The 22681-nt window shown below is 73.1% G+C and carries 23 protein-coding genes; 18 read left to right on the forward strand and 5 right to left on the reverse strand.

Features of this window, described 5'->3' with window-relative positions; genetic code table 11:
- Window positions 1-72: 72 nt before the first annotated feature.
- Complete coding sequence (locus ACFPM7_RS11440) at window positions 73-930, forward strand: tat pathway signal sequence (RefSeq protein WP_378246843.1); 858 nt, start codon at window positions 73-75, stop codon at window positions 928-930.
- A 1-nt stretch (window position 931) separates the two neighbouring features.
- On the opposite strand, the gene ACFPM7_RS11445 is transcribed toward ACFPM7_RS11440, so the two are convergent.
- Window positions 932-1342, reverse strand: coding sequence for a YbaB/EbfC family nucleoid-associated protein (locus ACFPM7_RS11445; protein WP_378246845.1), 411 nt, complete (start codon window positions 1340-1342; stop codon window positions 932-934).
- Window positions 1343-1394: 52 nt separating this feature from the next.
- Here ACFPM7_RS11445 and ACFPM7_RS11450 point away from each other — a divergent pair, with 52 nt between their 5' ends.
- The gene (locus ACFPM7_RS11450) at window positions 1395-1676 is read left to right on the forward strand and encodes an Lrp/AsnC family transcriptional regulator (protein ID WP_378246847.1); all 282 of its coding nucleotides are present in this window, start codon (window positions 1395-1397) and stop codon (window positions 1674-1676) included.
- Between the two features lie 138 nt (window positions 1677-1814).
- On the opposite strand, the gene ACFPM7_RS11455 is transcribed toward ACFPM7_RS11450, so the two are convergent.
- Complete coding sequence (locus tag ACFPM7_RS11455; protein ID WP_378246849.1) at window positions 1815-3515, reverse strand: DEDD exonuclease domain-containing protein; 1701 nt, start codon at window positions 3513-3515, stop codon at window positions 1815-1817.
- 83 nt (window positions 3516-3598) lie between these two features.
- Here ACFPM7_RS11455 and ACFPM7_RS11460 point away from each other — a divergent pair, with 83 nt between their 5' ends.
- The 6 genes from ACFPM7_RS11460 to ACFPM7_RS11485 all read left to right on the forward strand — a co-directional run bounded on the left by ACFPM7_RS11460 (window position 3599) and on the right by ACFPM7_RS11485 (window position 11195).
- Window positions 3599-4969: an NYN domain-containing protein gene (locus ACFPM7_RS11460; RefSeq protein WP_378246851.1), complete on the forward strand. Its 1371-nt coding sequence runs from the start codon at window positions 3599-3601 to the stop codon at window positions 4967-4969.
- A gap of 16 nt (window positions 4970-4985) precedes the next feature.
- Window positions 4986-6737 carry a D-alanyl-D-alanine carboxypeptidase family protein gene (locus tag ACFPM7_RS11465; protein WP_378246853.1) on the forward strand — a complete coding sequence of 584 codons (1752 nt, stop codon included), beginning with the start codon at window positions 4986-4988 and terminating at the stop codon, window positions 6735-6737.
- 155 nt (window positions 6738-6892) lie between these two features.
- The gene (locus tag ACFPM7_RS11470; RefSeq protein WP_378246855.1) at window positions 6893-7081 is read left to right on the forward strand and encodes a hypothetical protein; all 189 of its coding nucleotides are present in this window, start codon (window positions 6893-6895) and stop codon (window positions 7079-7081) included.
- A gap of 385 nt (window positions 7082-7466) precedes the next feature.
- Window positions 7467-8474 (forward strand): C40 family peptidase, encoded by a 1008-nt coding sequence (locus ACFPM7_RS11475; protein ID WP_378246857.1) that lies wholly within the window; start codon window positions 7467-7469, stop codon window positions 8472-8474.
- A gap of 77 nt (window positions 8475-8551) precedes the next feature.
- On the forward strand, window positions 8552-9898 hold the full coding sequence (locus tag ACFPM7_RS11480) for a gluzincin family metallopeptidase (RefSeq protein WP_378246859.1): 1347 nt from the start codon (window positions 8552-8554) through the stop codon (window positions 9896-9898).
- 172 nt (window positions 9899-10070) lie between these two features.
- Window positions 10071-11195, forward strand: coding sequence for a glycosyltransferase family 4 protein (locus tag ACFPM7_RS11485; RefSeq protein WP_378246860.1), 1125 nt, complete (start codon window positions 10071-10073; stop codon window positions 11193-11195).
- Here ACFPM7_RS11485 and ACFPM7_RS11490 read toward each other — a convergent pair.
- A complete protein-coding gene (locus ACFPM7_RS11490; RefSeq protein ID WP_378246862.1) occupies window positions 11183-12955 on the reverse strand; it encodes an AMP-dependent synthetase/ligase in 1773 nt (590 codons plus the stop codon). The genes ACFPM7_RS11485 and ACFPM7_RS11490 overlap by 13 nt on opposite strands.
- Window positions 12956-13043: 88 nt before the next feature.
- Between ACFPM7_RS11490 and ACFPM7_RS11495 the strand changes: the two genes are divergently transcribed.
- From ACFPM7_RS11495 to ACFPM7_RS11525, 7 genes are all read left to right on the forward strand, one after another.
- Window positions 13044-13448 carry a polyketide cyclase / dehydrase and lipid transport gene (locus ACFPM7_RS11495; protein ID WP_378246864.1) on the forward strand — a complete coding sequence of 135 codons (405 nt, stop codon included), beginning with the start codon at window positions 13044-13046 and terminating at the stop codon, window positions 13446-13448.
- Window positions 13449-13458: 10 nt separating this feature from the next.
- Window positions 13459-14247 carry a metallophosphoesterase family protein gene (locus ACFPM7_RS11500; protein ID WP_378246866.1) on the forward strand — a complete coding sequence of 263 codons (789 nt, stop codon included), beginning with the start codon at window positions 13459-13461 and terminating at the stop codon, window positions 14245-14247.
- Between the two features lie 19 nt (window positions 14248-14266).
- Window positions 14267-14704 carry an SRPBCC family protein gene (locus ACFPM7_RS11505; protein WP_378246868.1) on the forward strand — a complete coding sequence of 146 codons (438 nt, stop codon included), beginning with the start codon at window positions 14267-14269 and terminating at the stop codon, window positions 14702-14704.
- Window positions 14704-15807, forward strand: a complete 1104-nt coding sequence (locus tag ACFPM7_RS11510) for an ArsA family ATPase (protein ID WP_378246870.1) — start codon at window positions 14704-14706, stop codon at window positions 15805-15807. Before ACFPM7_RS11505 ends, ACFPM7_RS11510 begins: the two co-directional genes overlap by 1 nt.
- Window positions 15804-16160 carry a hypothetical protein gene (locus ACFPM7_RS11515; RefSeq protein WP_378246872.1) on the forward strand — a complete coding sequence of 119 codons (357 nt, stop codon included), beginning with the start codon at window positions 15804-15806 and terminating at the stop codon, window positions 16158-16160. Before ACFPM7_RS11510 ends, ACFPM7_RS11515 begins: the two co-directional genes overlap by 4 nt.
- Window positions 16157-17059 (forward strand): ROK family protein, encoded by a 903-nt coding sequence (locus ACFPM7_RS11520; protein ID WP_378246874.1) that lies wholly within the window; start codon window positions 16157-16159, stop codon window positions 17057-17059. The genes ACFPM7_RS11515 and ACFPM7_RS11520 overlap by 4 nt, the downstream gene beginning before the upstream one ends.
- 101 nt (window positions 17060-17160) lie before the next feature.
- Window positions 17161-18906, forward strand: coding sequence for an AIPR family protein (locus tag ACFPM7_RS11525; protein ID WP_378246875.1), 1746 nt, complete (start codon window positions 17161-17163; stop codon window positions 18904-18906).
- Window positions 18907-18942: 36 nt separating this feature from the next.
- Here the strand turns inward: ACFPM7_RS11525 and ACFPM7_RS11530 are convergent, their stop codons facing one another.
- Together ACFPM7_RS11530 and ACFPM7_RS11535 are read right to left on the reverse strand one after the other, a co-directional pair.
- Complete coding sequence (locus ACFPM7_RS11530; RefSeq protein ID WP_378246877.1) at window positions 18943-19413, reverse strand: hypothetical protein; 471 nt, start codon at window positions 19411-19413, stop codon at window positions 18943-18945.
- On the reverse strand, window positions 19410-20171 hold the full coding sequence (locus tag ACFPM7_RS11535) for an alpha/beta hydrolase (RefSeq protein ID WP_378246879.1): 762 nt from the start codon (window positions 20169-20171) through the stop codon (window positions 19410-19412). Before ACFPM7_RS11535 ends, ACFPM7_RS11530 begins: the two co-directional genes overlap by 4 nt.
- Before the next feature lie 143 nt (window positions 20172-20314).
- On the opposite strand from ACFPM7_RS11535, the gene ACFPM7_RS11540 reads away from it, so the two are divergent.
- From ACFPM7_RS11540 to ACFPM7_RS11550, 3 genes are all read left to right on the forward strand, one after another.
- Entirely contained in the window at window positions 20315-21028 is a 714-nt protein-coding gene (locus ACFPM7_RS11540) for a lysophospholipid acyltransferase family protein (RefSeq protein WP_378247237.1), read from the forward strand.
- Between the two features lie 16 nt (window positions 21029-21044).
- On the forward strand, window positions 21045-21542 hold the full coding sequence (locus tag ACFPM7_RS11545) for a polyadenylate-specific 3'-exoribonuclease AS (RefSeq protein ID WP_378246881.1): 498 nt from the start codon (window positions 21045-21047) through the stop codon (window positions 21540-21542).
- A 102-nt stretch (window positions 21543-21644) separates the two neighbouring features.
- Window positions 21645-22670 carry a 6-phosphofructokinase gene (locus ACFPM7_RS11550; protein WP_378246883.1) on the forward strand — a complete coding sequence of 342 codons (1026 nt, stop codon included), beginning with the start codon at window positions 21645-21647 and terminating at the stop codon, window positions 22668-22670.
- The last annotated feature ends 11 nt before the right edge of the window (window positions 22671-22681 follow it).

The following is a 22681-nucleotide window of genomic DNA, read 5'->3' on the forward strand; positions in this document are numbered from 1 at the left end:
ACAGCGACGAAGGGCGGTCCCCGGTTTCCGGGGGCCGCCCTTCTCGCTGTCCGAGCGCGGTAGCGTGTCGCGGTGATCGGACGGGTCTTGGGGGCCATGCTGGTGCTGCTGGCCGCGTGCGGCACCCCGTCGAACCCCGTGGAGGGACCAGCTGTGGCGAGCGCCCCGTCCGTGGACTGCCCTTTCCCCGAGTCCGGCTTCGACTGCGACTTCCAGCGCCGCTTCAGCGCCGCGCAGGCCTACGTCGACGGGCGTCCCGGGGTGACGGCGCTGGTGGTGCGCGACCGGGAGCAGGGGCTGCTCTGGCGCAACGAGCACTCCGGGACCATGATCTGGACGGCCTCCACCATCAAGCTGGCCATGGCCGCCGACCTGCTCGCCCGCGACCGCGCCGAGGAGATCACCCTCACCCCGGCCGACCGCGCCGCCATCGGCGCGATGCTCTTCGACTCCGACGACAAGGCCGCCACCACGCTGTGGATGCGCTTCTCGGGCGAGGACCACACGGTGTTCAACAAGCGCTTTCCCCGGATCGGGCTGATCTCGCTGCGCCCGCAGGCCGGGTTCGGCCGGGTGTACCCGTACTGGGGCTTCCAGAAGACGACAGCCGAGGACCTCGACCGGCTCCTCACCCACGTCCTGGCCGAGTCCGCGCCCGCCGACCGCGCCTACCTGGTCGAGCGCATGCGCGCGGTCGCCTCGAACCAGCGGTGGGGCGTGTGGGACGCGGGCCCGGCGGCGCGGCCGGGGGCGAAGAACGGCTGGGCCGACGAGGCGGGCGGCTGGGTGATGAACAGCATCGGCTTCGTGGGACCCGCCGAGCGCTACACGGTGGTGATCCTCAACGACCTGCGCGGCGAGGGCGGGTACGACGAAGGCAGGCAGACCACGTCCGAGGCGGCGCGGCTGCTGTTCGGCGGGCGGTTCTAGCTCACCACTTCTGCTGCTCGGAGCCGAAGATGCGGTTCTCGCTGTAGTCGTCGGTCTCGGGCGCCGCCGGGGGCCGCTCTTCCTCGGGGGTGTCGATGCGCTGGACGGTGTCCCGGTCGCCGCCGATGGGGACGAACGCCTCGGCTACGGAGTTCGCGGCGCTCTGGCGGGCCTGGCGGGCGGTCCGCAGGATCTCCTGGGCCAGTTCGGCGGCGGGCTTGCCGGTGGCGGCGTCGGTCAGCTGGAGGTCGAGGAGGGCGCCGTTGGGGGCGACTGTCACGGTGACGGACTTGTCCTCGGATGTCCGCGTGGTGCCCGCGGACTCGATGTCGCGTTTGAAGTCGGTGGCCTTCTGCTGGAGGTCGGCCACCTTGCGCTCGAAGTCGGCGAGCCACTCGTCCGGGGTCTGCACGGGGTCAGGGTAGCGGGGATTATGGTGGTTCTCGGCATCGAGAGGACGTGGGATGGTTACCGCGATTGTGTTGATCAAGGCCGCTACGGATCGGATTCCGGAGACGGCGCAGGCGATCGCTGATGTTGAGGGGGTCAGTGAGGTGTATTCCTGCGCGGGGGATGTGGATTTGATCGCGGTGGTTCGGGTGGGGGATCACGAGGCGCTGGCTGATCTGGTGCCGGGGGTTATTGGGAAGGTTGCGGGGGTTGTGGACACGGATACGCATATCGCGTTTCGGTCGTACTCTTCGCGGGACACTGAGGCGGCGTTCGCTATTGGGGGCGAGGGGTAGCTGTTCCGCGGGTCCGTGGGGGTTCCGTGGCGGTGTGTCGTGGTGGGTCCGAAGCGACTCCACCCCGTCGGACAGGTGGCAGAGGCCCCTTGCGCGGGGAGGGCCTGGTGGGCGGTTCTCTCCGATCGCCAGGTCGTGTCAGTCCTGTGTGTACTGGCGGGTGCGGGCGTGGTCGGCTCGTTCCAGCCAGGGGTGCCAGGTTGCGGCGGCGTGGGCTGGTTCGGACCAGGGGGTGGTGGTTCTGACAAGGCGGGTGCCGGGGCGGTTGAGCCAGCGGAGGATGGTGGCGGTTTCCTCTGGGGGCGCGCCGTAGAGGGGTGCGGTGGTGGGGAAGACGGTTTCGGCGCTGGCCACCAGGGCGTCCACTACCGGCATGGGGGGGACGCCTCGGGGGGCGGTGCCTGCTGAGGCCAGGCGGCCGTGGCGGATGACGGCGAACTCCCAGCCGCCGGTGCCGTCGGGGCGGGCGGCGATGAGTTCGGCGATGCGGGCCAGGGATGACAGGCGCTGGGCGCGGTCCAGGGAGCGGATGAGGGTGCTCATGCGGTCGCGGGTGGTGCGGGCTTCTTCGTAGCGGCGGGCGGTGGAGAGGTCGAGGATGCGGGTTTCCAGGGTGTGCAGGGCAGTGGTGTGGGCGCCTGCGACCAGGTTGGTCAGGTCCTCGACCGAGGGGGAGTACTCGGCGGCGGTTTGCAGGCCCGCGCAGGGGGCTTTGCAGCGGTCCAGTTCGGCCAGGGCGCAGGGGGTGGCCGAGGGGGCTCGGGCGGGGATGCGGACGGAGCAGGGGCGGATGCCGGTGGCCTGGGTGAGGGCGTGCATGGCGTCCTCGGCCAGGGTGCGGCTGCGCAGGGGGCCCAGGGCGCCTTCGCGAGGGGTGCGGACCAGGGACAGGCGGGGGAAGGGCTCGTCGGTCAGGGCGACCCACCAGGCGTTGTGGGGGTTCTTCGAGCGGCGGTTGTAGGCGGGCTTGTGGGCGCCGATGAGGCGCAGCTCGCGGACCTCGGCCTCCAGGGAGTGCGCGCAGACCACGTGGTCGACGCGGACGGCCAGGGCGACCATCTCGCGCAGCCTGCGGCGGGTCTCCCCGGCGGTGAAGTACTGGCGGACGCGGCGGCGCAGGTCCGAGGCCGTGCCGACGTAGAGGACCTCCTCCGACGGGCCGCGGAAGAGGTACACGCCCGGCTCGTTCGGCAGGTCCTCGGCGAGGGTGCGCTTGCGGCGCTGGGTGTCGGTGACCTCCGGGAGGTAGCCGATCAGCTCCTCCAGCGACTGCACCCCGAGCGAGCCGACCCGCTCCAGCAGGCCGTGCAGCACGTCGACGGTGGCGCGGGCGTCGGCGAGGGCGCGGTGGATCGGGACCGTCTCCGCGCGGAACAGCGCCGCCAGGGCCGACAGGCGGCAGCTGGGGGCCTCCTCGCGGCTGAGCACCCGCCTGCCCAGCTTGACCGTGCAGACCACCGTCGGCTTCGGCCAGGCGTAGCCGAGCCGGGCACAGGCCGAGCGGACGAAGCCGACGTCGAAGCCCGCGTTGTGCGCGACCAGCACCGACCCGGCGGCGAACTCCAGGAACGCGGGCAACACCTCGCTCAGCCGCGGCGCCGCCGAGACCATCACCTCGGTGATGCCCGTCAGGGCCACGACCTCGGGCGGAATGCCGCGCTCGGGGTCGACCAGGGTGGCGAACTCGCCCAGCACCCGGCCGCCGCGCACCTTCACCGCGCCGAACTCGGTGATGGCGTCGGCCTCGTGGCTGCCGCCGGTGGTCTCCAGGTCGAAGACCACGAAAGTCGTCTCGCGCAGCGGCGTGCCGAGCTCGTCGAAGGTCAGCTGTCCGGTCATCACCGGCGAAGCTAGATCACAGCACTGACAGAATCGGGCCGCGCCGGCTCTGCGACCGAGGCGTCCCCCACTACTCTGGAGAGATGGTCCAGCCGCCCCCGGGTGCAGCTCCCGCCGACCCGCCGCCCCCGGCCCCCGAGCAGGGCGATGGCGGCGACCCTGGGAACTCCACTGTGGACTGGGCGGCCCTGCCGGAGCCGGTGCGGGCCCGGCTGGCCGAGATCGGCGCCGAGGCTGTCGGCGCGCTGCCCGCCGTCGACGTGCCCACGGCGCTGCGCGCGGTGGCCCGCTTCGCCCCGGCCAAGCGCGCCAAGCTCGGCGGCGGGGCCATCATCGGCGCGCTGCACGACAACGCCGCCTTCCGCACGGCCGTGCTGACCTGGACGAAGGAGAACCGCGGGCCCGCGCTCAACGTCGGCGGCTCCGACCCGGTGGCCGCCGCGGCCGCGGCGGTGCTGCTGGGCGAGGACTCCGCGGTGCACTACGTCGAGCTGGTGGGCCGCCGGGTCTCGGACTCCTCGCTGCGCGCCGAGCGCGACGCGGCGGTGACGCGGCTGCGCAAGGCGGAGGCCGAGCTGGCCCGCGTGCAGGCCCTGCTGGACGACTCCGCGGGCGCGGCCGACCAGGTTCGCGCCGAGGTCGAGGCCGAGCTGGAACGACTGCGCAAGCGGTTGCGCGAGCAGGGCGTGAAGCTGCGCGAGGCCAAGGACGCCGCCGCGGCGGCCGGCGCCGAGGCCGCCGACCTGCGCGCGAAGGTGGCCGCCGAGGTCGCCGCCATCACCGACCAGCGCGACCGCGAGCGCGAGCGGGTGGAGACCGAGCGGGCCCGCGCCGAGCGCGCCGAGACCGACGCCGAGATCGCCCGCCAGTCCGCCAGGGAGGCCCGCCAGGCCGACGAGGTGCGCTTGGCGCTGCTCGTGGACACCCTCGACGGCGCGGTCACCGGCCTGCGCCGCGAGCTGGCGCTGGGCGGCGGCGGCCCGCGCCCGGCCGACCTGGTGCGCGGCGCGACGGCGGCGCAGGGCGTGGCGGGCCGGGTCGAGGACCCCGCCGCGCTGGACCGGCTGCTGGCGCTGCCGTCGGTGCACCTGGTGGTCGACGGCTACAACGTCACCAAGACCGGCTATCCCGAGCTGTCGCTGGCCGACCAGCGCGACCGCCTCGTGCGCCAGCTCGCCTCGCTGGCGGCGCGCACCTCGGCCGAGGTGACGCTGGTGTTCGACGGCGCGGGCGTGGTCGCCGTGCCGGTGGCGGCCCCGCGCGGGGTGCGGGTGCTCTTCAGCGACCCCGGCGTGCTGGCCGACGACGTCATCCGGGCGCTGGTCACCGCCGAGCCCGAGGGCAGGCCGGTCGTGGTGGCCACCTCGGACCGGGCGGTGGCCGACTCGGTGCGCAGGCGCGGCGCGCACCCGGTGCCCTCGGCGGTCCTGCTGGCCCGGCTCGTCCGCATCTGATCGGCGGAGCCACTCGTTGTCCAGGTTGATGGTGGTGAGGGTGCTGGCCGCGATGGCCGCGGTCGTGCTGCTGCTCGGCAGGCCGGCAGCGGCCCAGCAGACCGAGCCGCCCCGGCCGCCGGAGGCGGGCGCGGGGCCGGGCGCGGTGGTGCCCGACCCCCGACCCGGCGAGGCGTTCGCCGACCCGGCCGTCGCCGCCCTGCAGCGCACGGCGACCGACGTGCAGAAGGAGCTGGCCGACCTCTCCGGCCTCGTCCGCGCCGCCGAGGCGGACCTGCGCGCGGCCACCCGCGACGCCGAGGCCGCCACCGCCGAGCGGGTCGCCGCCGACGAGGTCGTCGCAGGCCGCCAGGGCGAGGTCGACCGGTTCACCGCCGCGCTGCTGGCCGTGCAGTCGCGGCCCGGCGGCCTGCAGGTGCTGCTGACCGCCGGGGGACCGGCCGACTTCCTGCAGGGCAGCGCCATGGTCGAGCGCATGCGCGCCGACACCGACGGCACGTTCACCGCCGCCGTGCGCCGCCAGGACGACGCGCGCGCCGCCGAGCGCACCGCCACCGACGCCCAGGACGCCGCCGCCCGCCGCAAGGCCGAGCTGGACCGGCGCACCGACGACGCGAGCAACCGGGCCGCGGCGGTCTCCAGCGAGATGCGCGGGCGCATCGCCGACACCGACGCCGCCGTGATCGCCGCTCAGAAGGCCCAGCGTGAGCGCAACGAGCGCACGGCGGCCAACTGGCGCGCCTACACCGACCGGCTGGCCGCCGCGGGCATCCGGCCGCCGCCGGGGTCCGCCCTGCGCGACCCGGCGCGCCTGCCGCCCTCGCTGCGCGCCCTGCCGGGCCAGGACGGGCCGCAGCCGGGCGTCGCCGAGGCGGTGCTGCCCGGCGGCGAGCGCCTGCTCGTGCTGCCCGCGGAGACCGTCGCCGCCGTCGACGCCGCAGTGGGCGCGCTCGGCAGGCCGTATGTGCCGGACAAGGGGGAGGGGCCGCTCGCCTACTCCTGCGACGGTCTGGTCAAGGCGGTCTTCAAGGACGTCCCCGGCGGGATCGGCGAGCAGTACGCCCGCATCGCCCCGGTCCCGGCCGCCGACGCCCAGCCGGGCGACCTGGTCTTCGTCGGACCCGCCCGGCTCGGCGTGCAGTCGGTGGGCGTGGTGCTGGACGGGCGCACGATGCTCGCCGCCGACGCGCGGCTGGCCGGGGTGGTGGTCACCGACCTGCCCGGCGCGGACTCGGTCGTCGGCTTCGCCAGGCCCGCACTGGGGCAGCGGGCCGCCCGGCCCGCGCCCGCCGCCGAGCCGGGCGGGCTGACCTGGCGCTGCGGCTCGGTGCGGCTGCCGCCGCGCGGTCCCGGCGAGGCGGCGGGGGCGTGGGGCGGCTACCCCAACGGGCTGATCCCGCAGGCCGCGCTGTGCCGCATCGGCGTCGGCACGCACGCGCTGCGCTGCGACGCCGCCGCGGCCTACCAGGCGATGTCGCAGGCGTTCGCGGGCGCGTTCGGCGGGCCGCTGTGCATCACCGACTCCTATCGGACCTTCGCCGCCCAGGTGCGCCTGTACGGGGCCAAACCGGCATTGGCGGCCGTGCCGGGCACGAGCAACCACGGCTGGGGAATGGCGGTCGACCTCTGCGGTGGCGCGCAATCGTTCGGGTCGCCGCAATACCGCTGGCTGGCCGCGAACGCGGGCGCGTTCGGCTGGTCGAATCCGGCGTGGGCCCAGCCCGGACGCGGGCGCGAGGAGCCGTGGCACTGGGAATACACAGGTTGATCTCGGACGTGATCTCAGACGTGATCTCGGACGTGATCACTGTCGTGATCTCGGTGTGATCACGCGTGCGGCCGAGGTGTTGTCCGCAGCCGTCCGGAATTGTCGTACCCCCTCCCTAGCGTGATCCACGACGAGCAGGGAGAGGAGTTCCGGCCATGATCATTGATTGCGACCGGTGCGAGGTCCGCGCCGAGGACGCCTGCCGCGACTGCGTGGTCAGCGTGCTGCTGGGCGCGCCGCCCACCGTGGAGCTGGACAGCCCGGAGCGGGCCGCCATCGACGCGCTCGCCGAGGCCGGGATGATCCCGCGGCTGCGGCTGATCCCGATCGAGAAGTCCGCCTGAAACGACGACACGCCCGGGTGAAATCGACCGCTCGCCGAGTGGTGGGTATGCGTCGGTGAGCGGTTAATCGTGTGGGTGAACTGGGCTGTTGCACTCATCACACAACGCAATCAGCACTGCTCCGTTGGGGGTTTGGCGCGAATCCGGACGCGTTCGCAGCTCGGTCGGTGGACGGCCCGGCTCACGTTTCGTAACCTGTCCGAGATTTCCGCGGACGCCCGTCACCTACCCCGAGGTGGCGACGCGGGATCGCTGCCTCGCTCGGCCCCCACGAGGGGCCGGACCGCATCCCCCGGCGGTCGGCGCGACCGGCGCGGCGGTCATAGGACGAAGGAGTGCGCGCGACGTGTCGTCGCATCGACTCAAGCGGGCCCTGAAGGGCGCTATGGGCGTCACAGCCGTCGTCGCGGTGGTGAGCTTCTCCCCCGCACCGGCCATGGCCCAGCCCCCGTCGACGGTCTCCGAGGCCGTCGCGCAGTACAAGAAGCTCAACGACGAGGCCGCCAAGGTCAACGAGGACCTCCTCAAGGCCAAGGACGACCTGGACGCGCGCAACGCCGAGCACCAGAAGGCGCTCAAGGACGTCCGCGACGCCAAGGCGCTGGAGAAGAAGGCCCTCGCCCAGGAGGAGTCCTTCCGCGGCCAGGTCGACGACCTGGCCAGCGCCTCCTTCCAGGGCGCCCGGTTCAACAAGATCTCGGCGCTGCTGACCGGCGACTCGCCGGACGACTTCCTGGAGCGCGCCTCCGCGCTCAACGTGCTCGCCTCCGACAGCGAGCGGGCCCTGTCCAAGTACACCTCCGCGGTCGACACCGCCGAGGAGGCCCGCAAGCAGGCCGAGGACGGGCAGAAGCGCGCGGCGAAGGCCAAGGCCGACGCCGAGAAGCTCGTCAAGGACATCGAGAAGAAGCAGTCGGACCTGCGCAAGCGCATCACCGAGGTCGACCAGGCCCGCCAGCGCCTCACCGCCGACCAGAACGCCGAGCTGGTCGGCCCCGAGGACGACGGCGTCTACCTGGCCCCGCCCGGAGCCGCGGGCGTCGCCATGCAGACCGCCCTCGACCAGCGCGGCGACCCCTACGTCTGGGGCGCCACCGGGCCGAGCTCCTTCGACTGCTCCGGCCTGATGGTCTACTCCTACCGGGCCGCGGGTGTTGAGCTGCCGCGCTCCAGCCGCGCGCAGTACGGCGTCGGCAAGTCCGTCTCCCGCGGTGAACTGCTCCCCGGCGACCTGCTGTTCTACGGCGGCAGCGCCAGCTCGATCCACCACGTCGGCATGTACATCGGCGGCGGCAAGATGGTGCACGCCTCGACCTACGGCGTGCCTGTCAAGGTCGACACCATCGACGGCGGCGGCAGCGACTACTTCGGCGCGAAGCGCGTCGTCGGCTGACGCGCTGACCTGCTGGTGACGGGTCCCCGGCCGGATGGCCGGGGACCCGTTCACGTTCCCTGAGTACGATCTGCGGGATGTCCTCCAGAGCGACCGTCCGGGTGTGGCTCGGCGCCGTGATGGCGGTCGTGGCCGCCGCGGGCATCGCGCTGGTGTCGCTGCCGGCGCAGCAGGTCCCGTCCCCCGGGCAGTCGGGCCAGGGCCAGCCGCTCGGCGCGGTCCCGCCCGCCGAGCCCTCCGCGGTCGACGCCGTGCGCGGCGACGCGGTGGGCGCGCTGCTGGAGCGCCGCGCGGCCGCGGTCCGCGGCGGCGACCTCGACGCCTTCATGGCCACTGTCGACCCGAAGGCCGAGGCGTGGTTCCGCGACGCGCAGGCCGACCTGTTCGACAACCTCGCCGACGTGCCGCTGTCGCACTGGTCCTACGCGGTCGACGCCGCCGACGTGCTCGACCTGACCGACCTGCCCGAGGCCGACACCACCGCCGCGGAGCTGTGGGCGCCCGGGGTGAAGCTGCGCTACGGGCTCAGCGGCGTCGACACCACCCCCACCAGCCGCGACCTCGGCTACCTCTTCGCCCGCCGCGGCGACACCTGGTACCTGCACTCGGACTCGGCGCTGTCGGAGCTGGGCAGGCCCAGCTGGCGCGGGCCGTGGGACTTCGGGCCCTGCCAGGTGGTGACCACCGAGTTCGGCGTCGTGGTGGCCCACCCCGGCAGCCAGGCCATGGTGGACCGGCTGGTCCGCGAGCTGGACCCGGCGGTGCGCTCGGTGTCGCGGATCTGGGGCGGGGACTGGTCGGGCAAGGTCGCGCTGCTGCTGCCGGACAGCCCCGCGGAGATGCGCGCCATGGTCGGGCCGGACTTCCCGGTGGAGTCGGTGGTCGCGGTGGCCACCGCCGACCGGGTCGACAGCGCGACCCGCTCGGCCGTCGGCCAGCGGGTGGTGCTCAGCCCGGTCGGGTCGCGGGCGCTGTCGCTGGCCTCGCTGAAGGTCGTCCTGCGGCACGAGATCACCCACGTCGCCGCGCGCGGGCACACCGTGGACGGCTCGCCCATGTGGCTGCTGGAGGGCTTCGCCGACTACGTGGGCTACCGGGAGAGCGGGCTCACCCTCGCCCAGGGCGCGCCGGACCTGGCCATGCTGGTCGCCGCGTCGGGCGCGCCGCCCGCGCTGCCGGAGGACCGCTCCTTCCGCGGCGAGGGCAAGGAACTCGACCTCGCCTACCAGCAGGCGTGGTCGATCGCCCGGTTCATCGCCGAGCGCTACGGCGAGTCCGAGCTGGTGGCGCTCTACCGGTCGCTGGCGGGCGCCGGGCCGGTCTCGGCCGCCCAGACCGACGAGCTGCTGCGCGCGGCGATCGGCCTGGACCGGCCCGCGCTGCTGGCCCAGTGGCGTGACTACCTCGACAGCGTGCTCGGCTAGTGCCCCGACCCAGAACGTTGGCCGTGTCTCGGCGTGGCCACGGCGTGGCTGGGTGAGTCGACGGGGCGTCCTCGTACTGGTTGTCCGCGGGCGTTGCGGCGGCTCGGCCAGGCGCGTCGTGGGCATGTCGAGGCAGGGTGAAGGTTCTGGGTCGAGGCACTAGTTTGGGCGGATGCGCCGGACCCTGCTGGTGACCAACGACTTCCCGCCCCGGCCTGGCGGCATCCAGGCATACCTGCACTCGTTCGCCACCAGGCTGGACGACCTCGTGGTGTACGCGCCGGACTGGGAGGGCGCCGCCGAGTTCGACGCGCGCCAGCCCTTCCCGGTGGTGCGCCACCGCGGCTCGCTGATGCTGCCCACGCCGTCGGTGGCCCGCCGCGCGCGGGAGATCGTGCGCGCCGAGGGCTGCGGCACCGTCTGGTACGGCGCGGCCGCGCCGCTGGCGCTGCTCGGGCGGCTCGGCGCGGAGCGCACGGTGGCCAGCACGCACGGCCACGAGGTCGGCTGGTCGATGCTGCCGCTGGCCCGCCAGGCCATCCGCCGCATCGGCTCGACCACCGACGTCGTCACCTACGTCAGCCGCTACACCCGCTCCCGCTTCGCCGCCGCGTTCGGGCCGGGGGCGGCGCTGGAGCTGCTGCCCTCCGGCGTCGACACCGACCTCTACCGCCCCGACGACGCCGCGCGCGCGGAGATCCGCGCCCGGCACGGCCTCGGTGAGCGCCCGGTCGTGGTGTGCGTGTCGCGGCTGATGCCGCGCAAGGGCCAGGACGTGCTGATCCGCGCGCTGCCCGCGCTGCGCGAGCGGGTCCCGGGCACGGCGCTGCTGCTGGTCGGCGGCGGGCCGTACCGCTCGACCCTGGAGTCGCTGGCCCGGCAGGCCGGGGTGGCCGAGCACGTGGTGTTCACCGGGTCGGTGCCGTGGTCTGAGCTGCCCGCGCACTACGCGGCGGCCGACGTGTTCTCCATGCCGTGCCGCACGCACGGGCGCGGCCTGGACGTCGAGGGGCTGGGCATCGTCTTCCTGGAGGCCGCAGCGACCGGGCTGCCGGTCGTGGCGGGCGACTCCGGCGGCGCGCCGGAGACCGTGGACGACGGCCACACCGGGCACGTCGTCGACGGGCGCTCGGTGGCCGAGGTCGCCGAGCGGGTCGGGGCGCTGCTCGCCGACCCGGCGCGGGCCCGCTCGATGGGCGCGGCCGGGCGCGAGTGGATGCGCAGGGCGTGGACGTGGCGCGAGCGCACGACCCGCCTGGAGCGGCTGCTCTCGGGCTCAGGGGCCTACCGCTCGTAGATCGCCGAGACCGTCTCGGCCCAGGTCTTGAGGATGGTGTCGCGGCGCAGCTTGAGGCTGGGCGTCACCTCGCCTGCCTCCTCGGTGAAGTCCCTGGGCAGCACGGTGAACTCGCGGATCGACTCGGCCTTGGACACCGGGGCGTTGGCCTCGTCCACGGCCTTGCGCAGCTCCGCGCGCAGGGCGGGGTGGGCGGGCAGCGCGTCGGGGGAGATGCCGCGCTCGGCCGCCCACGCGCCCGCGAACTCCGGGTCCAGGGTCACCAAGGCGGCGATGAACGGGCGGCGGTCGCCGACCACCAGGCACTGGCTGACGAGCGGGTGGCGGCGGAGGCGGTCCTCCAGCCCGGCCGGGGCGACGTTCTTGCCGCCCGCGGTGACGATCAGCTCCTTCTTGCGGCCGGTGATGCGCAGGTAGCCGTCGGCGTCCAGGGAGCCGAGGTCGCCGGTGGCGAACCAGTCTCCGGTGCGCGCGCCCCGCCAGTACCCGGCGGAGACCATCGGGCCGCCGAGCAGCACCTCGCCGTCGTCGGCGATGCGCACCGTGGCGCCCGCCACCGGTCGCCCGACCGTGCCGACGCGGAACGCCGAGCGCGTGTTGACGCAGATCGCCGCCGCGGTCTCGGTCAGGCCGTAGCCCTCGTAGACCGGCACGCCGATGCCGCGGAAGAAGTGCGCGATCCGCTCGCCCAGCGGCGCGCCGCCGGAGATCGCCGCGACGCAGCGCCCGCCGAGCACCCCGCGCAGGCGGCTGTAGACCGCGCGGCTCGCGGCCAGGTGCTGGGCGCGCAGCCCCAGCGGCACCGTGCCGGAGTCCAGCGCCTGGCTGTAGCGCACCGCGACGTCCTCGGCCAGCTCGAAGACCCGGCCGCGGCCCGCCGCGGCGGCGGTGGCGCGCGCGGAGTTGTAGACCTTCTCGAACACCCTGGGCACCGCGACGACGAAGGTCGGCCGGAAGCCCGCCAGGTCGGCGACCAGGGTGGAGACGTCCGGCAGGTGCCCGAGGGTGGTGCGCGCGTAGACGCAGCACAGCGAGATCGCGCGGGCGAAGACATGGGCCAGCGGCAGGAAGACCAGCATCGAGTTGCCCGGCCGCAGCAGCTCGGGGAAGGCGGCGATGTCGGCGCGCAGCTCGGCCAGCAGGTTGGCGTGGGTCAGCTCGACGCCCTTGGGCCTGCCGGTGGTGCCCGAGGTGTAGACCAGGGTCGCCAGGTCGGCCGAGCCGACCGAGCGCCTGCGGCGGTGCGCGTCGGCGTCGGCGACCTCCGCGCCCAGCGCGGTCAGCTCGTCCAGCGCCGGGGCGGCGCCGCCCGGCTCGATCTGCCAGATCCGCACGACCTCGCCGAGCCGGTCGACCACGCTCTCCACGGTGCGCCGGTGCCCGTCGTCCTCGACGACGACGGCGCGCGCCCCGGAGTCGGCCAGCACCCAGGCGAGCTGCTCGGCCGAGGACGTCTCGTAGACCGGCACGGTCACCCCGCCCGCCGCCCAGACGGCGAAGTCGAGCAGCGTCCACTCGTAGCGGGTGCGCGAGACCAGCGCGACCCGGTCGCCGGGGCCCACGCCCGCGGCGATCAGGCCCTTGGCGACGGCCAGCACCTGCGAGGCGAACTCGCGGGTGGTGACGTCGAGCCAGGTGCCGTCGACCCGCCTGCGGAAGGCGACCGCGTCGGCGAAGCGCTCGGCGTTGGCCCAGACCATGTCGGTCAGGCTCTCGTCGTCGGCCACCGCGCCGACCGCGGGCACGCCGTATTCGCGCACGGGACCCTCCGTGATCGTGTCCGTCTGGAACGACCAAGTTAGCCCCGCGCCCGCCGGGCGCGCTCATCCGGTCTGGCATCCTGCTGGGGTGCCGCAGATCGATGTCGCCGACGAGACCTTCGTGGTCGCGCCGCCTTCCGCGGTCGCCGCCGCCTTCGCCGACCCGGCCGCGTGGCCGGGGTTCTGGCCGGATCTCACCCCATCGGTGTACGCCGACCGCGGCGCCGAGGGGCTGCGCTGGACCGTCACGGGCGCGCTCACCGGGACCATGGAGGTCTGGCTGGAGCCGATGCTGGACGGCACCCTCGTGCACTACTTCCTGCGCGCCGATCTGCCGGGCGAGCCGACCCCGCGGCGCGCGCGCCAGGAGCGGACCCGCCGCCAGCTCGCCGCCAAGGCGCTCGCGTTCCGGCTCAAGGGTGCCCTGGAGCAGGGGCGGGCACCCGGTTGCGCGCCCGCAGCGGCAGCGGTGCCTCCGAGCGCGGTGTCCTAGTCTCGATCTCGTGCGGGTACACGTCGTCTCGGATGTGCACGGCAACGTCGAGGCCCTGAAGCGGGCGGGCGACGGGGCCGACGCCCTCGTCGTGCTCGGCGACCTGGTCGACTTCGTGGACTACCACGACCACGGCGGCGGCATCTTCGGCCGGATCTTCGGGCCCGAGCTGGTCGGCGAGTTCGCCAGGCTGCGCCGCGACGGGCGTCCCGGGGAGGCGGGCGCCTACGCGCGCACGCTCTGGTCGGGCCTGGCCGATGCGCGCGAGCGGGTGCGCGAGGCCGTGCGCGAGCAGTACGAGGCGCTGTTCGCCGCGCTGCCCGCCCCGACCTACGCCACGCCCGGCAACGTCGACCTGCCGGAGATGTGGCCGGACTTCGCCCGCGCCGGGGTCCAGGTCATCGACGGGGGCGTGGTCGAGATCGGCGGGCTGCGCTTCGGGTTCGTCGGTGGGGCGGTGCTGCCCGCGGGGCTGACGCCGTCGCGGGCCGGGGTGTTCAGCGCCTACCTGCGCGCCCCGGAGGAGTACGACGCCGCGGTGGCCGCGCTGGAGCCGGTCGACGTGCTGTGCAGCCACGCGCCGCCGGACCTGGCCGAACTGACCTACGACGCGGTCGCCAGGCGGGCCGAGATCGGCTCGGCCGGGCTGGTGGCCAAGATCCTCGCCGACCGGCCGAGGTGGGCGCTCTACGGGCACGTGCACCAGCCGCTGTGCCCCCGGATGCGCTTCGCCGGGACCGAGTGCGCCAACGTCGGGCACTTCAAGCGCACCGAGACCCCGTACGTCCTGCGCTGGTGACCGGGTAGCCTCTGCGCTCATGGCCGACGAGTCCACCCAGTCCATCGTCGTCGACGCTCCGGCTGAGCGGATCATGGCGGTGATCGCCGACTTCCCGGCCTACCCGTCGTGGGCGAACGCCGTGAAGTCCACCTCCGTGGTGTCCACCGACGCCGACGGCCGTGCCGAGCGCGTCGACTTCGTGCTCGACGCGGGCGTGTTCAAGGATGAGTACACCCTCGCCTACACCTGGTCCGACGACGGTCTCGCCGTCGACTGGGAGCTGGTCAAGGGCGGCATGCAGAAGTCGCAGAAGGGCCGCTACCAGCTCAGCGAGCGGGCCGGGCGCACCGAGGTCACCTACACCCTGTCGGTGCAGCTGTCGGTGCCGATGATCGGGCTGTTCCGGCGCAAGGCCGAAAAGATGATCATGGACATCGCGCTCAAGGAGCTCAAGCGCCGGGTCGAACAGGACTGATGCGCCTCCTGCTGTTCACCGGGAAGGGCGGGGTCGGCAAGACCACCCTGGCCGCGGCGACGGCCGCCCGCGTCGCGGACTCCGGGGACAAGGCGCTCGTCGTCTCCACCGACCCGGCGCACTCGCTCGCCGACGCCTTCGGCGCCCGCCTCGGCGCTGAGCCGTCCGAAGTGGACCGCGGGCTGTGGGCGGCGCACATCGACGCCCGCGCGCTGGCCGACAAGTCCTGGCCCGCGCTGCGGGCCAAGGCGCGGGCGCTGTTCGCCGGGCTCGGGATCGAGGCGATCGACGCCGAGGAGCTGGCGGTCCTGCCCGGCGTCGACGACCTGCTGGCGCTCTCGGAGGTCGTGCGGCTGGCCGCGGACGGGCCGTGGAAGGCCGTGGTGGTCGACTGCGGGCCGACCGCGGAGACCCTGCGGCTGCTGGCCCTGCCCGAGGCGGCGGCCGGGTACCTGGGGCGCTTCGGCGAGCTGCGCAAGCTGGCCGAGCGGATGGCGCGGCTGCGCTCGGTGCTGGCCGATCCGGCGGTGACCGGGGTGCGCCTGGTGCTGACCCCGGAGCGGCTGGTCGTCGCCGAGACCCGCAGGACGCTGACCGCGCTGGCGCTGCGCGGGATCGCCGTCGACGCGCTGATCGCCAACCGGCTGGTCCCCAAGCCCCGGCGGTGGTCGGGGCCCGCGGCGAACTGGCTCAAGGTCCGCCGGTCCGAACAGGACGCCGTTCTGTCCGAACTGGACCTCGCACTGCCGCTGCACGTGGTGGAGCACCGATCCGCCGAACCGGTCGGCCTGCCCGCGCTGCGCGCCCTCGCCGAGGAGCTCTACGGCTCCGATGACCCGCTGGCCGCAGGCGCCGAGCGCGCCCCGCTGCTGGCCATCGCCGCCGACGGCCCCGACCAGCTGCTCACCGTCGCCTTCCCGCTCACCGAATCCGCCGCGCTGGACCTGGCGCGCGTCGGTGACGACCTCGTGGTGACCGTGGACGGCGTGCGCAGGCTCATCGCCCTGCCGCTTATGCTCCGTCGGCACGCCGTCACCGACGCCGAGGCCACCGCGACCGGCCTCGTCGTGCGGTTCGCCCCCGGCGACGAGGAGCACCCGTGACGACCGACCCCGGCAGCAGGCTGGCGGAGGAACTCACCCTGCTCTTCGCCGCCGTCGCCGACCAGGCCGCGCCCTGGCTCGACCGGGTCGCCACCAGCGAACATGACGACCACGGCCCCGCGCCCTGCGACTGGTGCCCGCTGTGCGCGGTCATCGCCCTCGTGCGCGGCGAGCCCTCCGCGCTGGCCGCCCAGAGCCTGGACCGCCTCGCCGACCTGATCGCCCTCTTCCGCGCGGTGCTCGCCGACCGCTGGTCCCCGGAGGCGGCCCCGCACATGCCCGGCTTCACCCCGTCGCCGAAGCCGCCGCCGGAGTCCGGCCGGGTGCAGCGCATCCCGGTCCGCCGCACGTGAGGACCATCGGCGTCGACGTCGGGGGGACGAGCGTGCGGGCCGGGCTGGTCGACGAGCACGGCCAGGTGCTCGACACCGCCAGGGGCCTGACCCCGCCGGAGGAGACCGCCTTGGAGGACGTCATCGCCTCCGTGGTGCGCTCGCTGGCCGAGCGCCACCCGGTCGACGCGGTCGGTCTGGCCGTCGCGGGCTTCATCACCGCCGACCAGCGCGGCGTAATGTTCGCCCCGCACCTGCCCTGGCGCGCGGCCCCGGTCGCCGACCGCGTCGCCGAGCGCCTCGGCCTGCCCGTCCTGCTGGAGCACGACGCCAACGCCGCCGCCGTCGGCGAGCACCGCTTCGGCGCGCTCGCGGGCGCATCCGTCGGCCTGATGGTCGCCCTCGGCACCGGCATCGGCGGCGCCCTGCTGATCGACGGGCGGGTCTTCCGGGGCGCCCACGGCGTGGCACCCGAACTCGGCCACCTGCGCCTGGTCCCCAACGGCAGGCCGTGCGGCTGCGGGAAGGAGGGCTGCTGGGAGCGCTACTGCAGCGGCACCGCCCTCGCCGCCACCGCCGCGTCCCTGCGCCCGGCCGACGCGCCCCCGCTGACCGGCCGCAAGGTCGCCGCCGCCGCCCGCACCGGCGACCCGGCCGCCGTCCGCGCGATGGCCGACCTGGCGCACTGGCTCGGCGAGGGCCTGGCCATCGCCGCCGACGTCTACGACCCGGAGGTCATCGCCATCGGCGGCGGCGTCTCCGAATCCGCCGAACTGTTCCTGGACGACGCCCGGGACCACTACGCCAAGACCGTCACCGGCTCCGGCCACCGGCCCCTGGCGCGGGTGCGGCCCGCCCAGCTGGGCGACAACGCGGGCATGATCGGCGCGGCCGTCCTGGCGGCCGAGAAGCTCGGCTAGCCCCGGCGCCGGGCGGAGAACCCGTTCAACTGGACCGAGCGGGAGGAATTGGAAACCCCGAATGCTCGCCTCGTCATTCTCCCTGTGAAACCATGCGGGCTGTGGCCGACAACGAATTGGTTCTGCTCGACCAAGTCCTCGCCCAACGGCAGGCCGAGAGATCGGTACCAATCAGAGAAGACGACGCATTCGAGTTGTTCGCCGCTGAACAAGCTCTCCACGGGCGGGAGTTGTCATCGGAAGAGATCGCGGACGGCGTGGTCGGCGGCAGCAACGACGGCGCCCTCGACGCGATCTACGTCTTCCTCGGCGGCATTCTCCTTTCCGAGGACAGTGAGATCCTCCAGCCGGGGTTTGTCGCGACGAGGGTCCCCGTCGGGGTGAAGCTGGAACTCTGGCTGGTGCAGGCGAAGCGGGAAGTCTCCTTCACCGAGACAGCGATAGAGAAGGCCTCGGACGCGGCGGGCAGGTTGCTGAGCCTGTCCGAGGCGGAGGAAGACCTGCTCCGCCTGTACTCGCCCACCACGGTGCTCCGAACCGGCTTCTTCCGGACAGCCCTGCGCACGCTGGCCACTCGTCATCCGCAGGTCGAGGTCACCTTCGTGTACGCCACCAGAGGGCGCACCTCCGGCGCGAACGCCATCAACACCAAGGTGGAGATCAAAGCCCGGGATCTGGAGGGGCAGCTGTCGGCCGTGATTCCCGGCGCGGTGGGCAAGGTCGAGTTCATGGGGTCGGCCGAACTCTGGAAGAGGGCCAACACCGTCTCGTCCTACACGACTGAGCTCACCTACGTGGAAAGCGCGACGAGCGAGAACAGCCACGTCGCCTTGGTGCGCCTTCGCGACTACATGACGTTCCTGACCGACAATGCGGGCGAACTCCGCAGGCACATCTTCGACTGGAATGTTCGCGACTACCAAGGCGACGTCGAGGTCAATCGGGAGATAAGGGACTCGTTGCAGGACCCGGCAGCTCCAGATTTCTGGTGGCTCAACAACGGGGTGACCATCGTCTGCTCGAAGGCCAGCGCGGTGGGGAAGACGTACTCGCTGGACGACGTCCAGGTCGTGAACGGCCTGCAGACCTCGCACACGATCTACAGCGTCCTGCGGTCCGTGGAGCCGGACCACCCCGCGTTCGGCCGCTCGGTCCTGGTTCGGATCCTGGTCACCGGGGATGACCAGGCCACTCGGGACCAGGTGATCCGAGCGACGAACAGGCAGACGTCGGTGCCCGCCGCGTCGCTGCGCGCGACCGACGACATCCAGCGCGACATCGAGGCGTTCTTCCTCGGCAACGACTGGTTCTACGACCGCAGGAAGAACTTCTACCGCAACAGCGGCCGCAGTTCGGAGCGCATCGTCAGCATCCCGTTCCTGGCACAGGCGGTGATGGCGATGGGGTTGGGGCGTCCGGACGACTCCCGGGCCCGCCCATCCAGCTTGTTGAAGAAGAACGAGGATTACCGCAAGATCTTCTCGAAGGAGGTCCCCGTCGAGGTGTATCTCTGGCTGGCGCGGGCGCAGCGGTCGGTGGACGCCTTCCTGTCATCGGGCGAGGTGGGCATCAGCACCCAAGAACGGACCAACTTCAAGTTCCACGTGGCCATGGTGGCCGCGACGAAGCTCGTCGGCTCACCGGTCCGGTCCCCCAAACAACTGGCCAAGGTGGTCACGGCCGGCGCAGACATCGCCGACGCGGACCTCGACTCCTGCTGGACCTTCGTGCAGGAGCGGTTCGCCGCGTTCCAGCGGAAGGTGGGCGATCCCGCGGACAAGGTCGCCAAAGGGACGGCGTTCGTCGAGGACCTGCTCTCGGCCCTGCAGCCCGCGAAGCGGTCCTAGGCCGTGTTTCAGATGTGGGGCACGCGATAGCCGCGGCTAGACCTCGGCCCCGTCCTCGCCGGGGTCGAGCCGGGAGGTGGTGCGGGCGCGCAGGAGCAGCAGGGCGATGCCGCCCGCCAGGCCCAGCAGGCCGACCGGGGTGGCGAAGCGGCCGTCCAGGGCGGTGACGGCGGGCAGCAGCAGCAGGACGACGCCCGCCACGATCAGCCCGATCGCCAGCACCGTCGGCCACCGCAGCCGGGGCAGCGGCGGGGGCTCCGGCGGCTCGTAGTGCTCGTCCTCGTTGTCGTTGAACGTGTCGTACTCGCCGGTGTAGCCGCGCCAGGACGCCTCGGCGGGGCGCGGCTCCTCCTCCGGCGGGGCGGGCGCGGGAGCGGCCGGGCGGCGGCGGGGCTCGTCCTCGGGCAGGGAGCGGCCGATGCCTTCGCGCTGGAGGTCGGCGACGATCTGGGCGAAGGCGGCGTCGATGTCCTGGGGGGAGTCCTCCGCCCCGTCGCGCCCGTTCACGCCCGGTCTCCCGCCGCCACGCGCTTGGCGAAGGCCACGCTCTGGGAGAAGATCAGGTCTGCGTCGTTGTCGATCGTCGCCACGTGCCTGCTGTTCTCCAGCACGACCTCGGTGACGTCCGGACTGCTCACCCCGGCCAGCACCACCTTCGCGTTCTCCGGCTCCACGACGTTGTCCACCGCTGAGTGCAGCAGCAGCAGCGGCGACGTCACCGCGCCAAGGTCGGTGCGCACCGCACCCCACAGCTTGGTCAGACTCGCCAGCGCACGCAATGGGGTACGGGGGTATGCGTGCTCGGTGACGCCCGGCTTGGCGATGTCGTCGCTGATCGGGCGCACCGACGGCACGATCCGCGACAGCACCGGCAGCAGCGCCATCTCCTTGCGCAGCGACATCACCGACGGGTTGACCAGCACCAGGCCCGCCACCGCGTCGCCGTGGTTCTGGGCCAGGCGCAGGCACAGCGTGCCGCCCATCGACAGGCCGAAGGCGAAGACCAGCGAACACCGCTCGCGCAGCTCCAGGAATCCCGACTCGACCGCGCCGTACCACTGGGGCCAGGTCGTGCGGTTCATGTCCTGCCAGCGGGTGCCGTGGCCGGGCAGCAGCGGCACGCGCACGCTGAAGCCCTCGGCCACCAGCTGATCGGCCCACGGCCGCATGCTGAACGGGGAGCCGGTGAAACCGTGGCTGAGCAGCACCCCGATCTCGGTGGAACCGTCGTGCGCGAACTGCTCGCCGCCTGGGATCGCGGGCACCGGAGACCTCCTCAAGCTCTGCCCGCCATGGTCGCACGGAAAACGCGGGGGATGACCGGACCATCTCCACCACGCCGCCGCGCGTTACCGTGCGCAGTAGGCTTGATCGCCGGAGGCCGCAGGTCGGACAGGAGATGACGCCCGTGCTGTATTGGCTGATTAAGCACGTCCTGCTCGGCCCGGTGCTGAGGATCTTCTTCCGCCCGGAGATCGAGGGCAAGGAGAACATCCCGGCCGAGGGCGGTGTGCTGCTGGCCAGCAACCACCTCGCCGTGTCCGACTCGTTCTTCCTGCCGCTGATGGTCCCGCGCCGGGTGACCTTCCCGGCCAAGATCGAGTACTTCACCGAGCCCGGGATCAAGGGCAGGCTGAAGAAGGCGTTCTTCACCGGCGTCGGCCAGATCCCGATCGACCGCTCCGGCGCCTCCGCGGCCCAGGCCGCCCTCGACACCGGGGTCCGGCTGCTGCGCGAGGGCAACCTGATGGGCATCTACCCCGAGGGCACCCGCTCGCCCGACGGCCGCCTCTACCGCGGCAAGACCGGCATCGCCCGCATCGCCCTGCAGGCCGGTGTCCCGGTGGTGCCGATCGCGATGTTCGGCACCGACAAGGCCAACCCCATCGGCTCCAAGATGTGGCGCCCGACCAAGATCCGGATCAAGGTCGGCGAGCCGCTGGACTTCTCCCGCTACTCCGGCCTCGACGGGGACCGCTTCATCGAGCGCTCCATCACCGACGAGATCATGTACGCGCTCATGGAACTCTCCGGCCAGGAGTACGTCGACATGTACGCGGCGAAGGCCAAGGAGCAGGCGCAACCGCTACCGGACCGGCTTCCCGAGTCCCGGGCGAGCTGACCTATAGGGTCTTCGGGTGCGGTACTTCTACGATACCGAGTTCATCGAGGACGGAACGACCATCGACCTGGTGTCGATCGGTGTCGTCGACGAGCAGGGCCGGGAGTTCTACGCGGTCTCCACCGAGTTCAACCCGGACAAGGCCGGGCCGTGGGTGCGGGAGAACGTGCTCGACAAGCTCCCCTCGCCCGCCGACCGGGCCTGGCGGGACCGGGCGGCCATCCGCCGCGACCTGATGGCGTTCCTCACCGCGGGCAAGGGCCGCATCGAGCTGTGGGCATGGTTCAGCGCCTACGACCACGTCGCGCTCGGGCAGCTGTGGGGGGCCATGCCCGCGATGCCGCGCGAGCTGCCGCGCTTCACCCGCGAGCTGCGCCAGCGCTGGGAGGACGCGGGCAAGCCGACGCTGCCGCCGCCGCCCGCCGACGCCCACGACGCGCTGGCCGACGCCCGGCACAACCTGGTGCGCTGGCAGGTCATCGAGGAGCACCGGCGGACCCGCTCCGGGAAGTGATCTTCCAGCCACTGGACCCCCTGTTGCTTCAACGATTCAGTACCTGGCAGTCTGTGCGGTGACGGCTGTCACTGAATCGAAACTCAAGCGGAGGGATTCCCCATGCGGGTCGGCGTGCTCACCGGCGGCGGTGACTGTCCTGGGCTGAACGCGGTCATCCGGGCTGTGGTGCGCAAGGGCATCGAAGCCCACGGCTGGGACATCGTCGGGTTCCGGCACGGCTGGCGCGGTCCGATCGAAGGGATCAGCAGGCCGATCGTCCTGGACGACGTCGAGGACATCCTGACCAGGGGCGGCACCATCCTGGGCTCCTCGCGGACCAACCCCTACAAGGTCGACGGGGGCGTGGAGAAGATCCGCGCCGTGCTCGCCGACCAGGGCGTGGACGCGCTGATCGCCATCGGCGGCGAGGACACCCTCGGCGTCGCCAAGAAGCTGACCGACGACGGCATCGGCGTCGTCGGCGTGCCGAAGACGATCGACAACGACCTCGGCGCCACCGACTACACCTTCGGCTTCGACACCGCGGTGCACATCGCGACCGAGTCGATCGACCGGCTGCGCACCACCGCCGAGTCCCACCACCGCGCCCTGGTCGTGGAGGTCATGGGCCGCCACGCCGGCTGGATCGCGCTGCACTCGGGCCTGGCGGGCGGGGCGAACGTCATCCTCGTCCCCGAGCGGCCCTTCAGCGTCGACAAGGTCGTCGAGTGGGTCACCCGGCGCTTCGAGCGCGAGTACGCGCCGATCATCGTCGTCGCCGAGGGCGCGCTGCCCGAGGGCGGCGACGAGGTGCTGCTGACCGGCGAGAAGGACGCCTTCGGGCACGTGCGCCTCGGCGGCATCGGCACCTGGCTGGCCGACGAGATCGCCAAGCGCACCGGCAAGGAGTCCCGCGCGGTCGTCCTCGGCCACACCCAGCGCGGCGGCGTGCCCACCGCCTACGACCGCGTCCTGGCGACCCGGTTCGGCCTGCACGCGGTGGACGCGGTCGCCGACGGCGACTTCGGCGTGATGGTCGCGCTGCGCGGCACCGACATCGTGCGGGTCAAGCTCGCCGAGGCCACCGCCGAGCTGAAGACCGTCCCGGCCGAGCGCTACGCCGAGGCCGAGGTCTTCTTCGGATAAGCACGCCCCGG

Source organism: Actinokineospora guangxiensis, assembly GCF_042657845.1.
Lineage (GTDB): Bacteria > Actinomycetota > Actinomycetes > Mycobacteriales > Pseudonocardiaceae > Actinokineospora > Actinokineospora guangxiensis.

Excerpts from the sequence above, each read along its gene's own strand:
- ACFPM7_RS11450 (WP_378246847.1), top strand. The coding sequence starts at position 1,395 with ATGGTTACCGCGATTGTGTTGATCAAGGCCGCTACGGATCGGATTCCG.
- ACFPM7_RS11455 (WP_378246849.1), bottom strand. The coding sequence starts at position 3,515 with ATGACCGGACAGCTGACCTTCGACGAGCTCGGCACGCCGCTGCGCGAG.
- ACFPM7_RS11460 (WP_378246851.1), top strand. The coding sequence starts at position 3,599 with ATGGTCCAGCCGCCCCCGGGTGCAGCTCCCGCCGACCCGCCGCCCCCG.
- ACFPM7_RS11470 (WP_378246855.1), top strand. The coding sequence starts at position 6,893 with ATGATCATTGATTGCGACCGGTGCGAGGTCCGCGCCGAGGACGCCTGC.
- ACFPM7_RS11475 (WP_378246857.1), top strand. The coding sequence starts at position 7,467 with ATGGGCGTCACAGCCGTCGTCGCGGTGGTGAGCTTCTCCCCCGCACCG.
- ACFPM7_RS11480 (WP_378246859.1), top strand. The coding sequence starts at position 8,552 with ATGTCCTCCAGAGCGACCGTCCGGGTGTGGCTCGGCGCCGTGATGGCG.
- ACFPM7_RS11485 (WP_378246860.1), top strand. The coding sequence starts at position 10,071 with ATGCGCCGGACCCTGCTGGTGACCAACGACTTCCCGCCCCGGCCTGGC.
- ACFPM7_RS11505 (WP_378246868.1), top strand. The coding sequence starts at position 14,267 with ATGGCCGACGAGTCCACCCAGTCCATCGTCGTCGACGCTCCGGCTGAG.
- ACFPM7_RS11510 (WP_378246870.1), top strand. The coding sequence starts at position 14,704 with ATGCGCCTCCTGCTGTTCACCGGGAAGGGCGGGGTCGGCAAGACCACC.
- ACFPM7_RS11550 (WP_378246883.1), top strand. The coding sequence starts at position 21,645 with ATGCGGGTCGGCGTGCTCACCGGCGGCGGTGACTGTCCTGGGCTGAAC.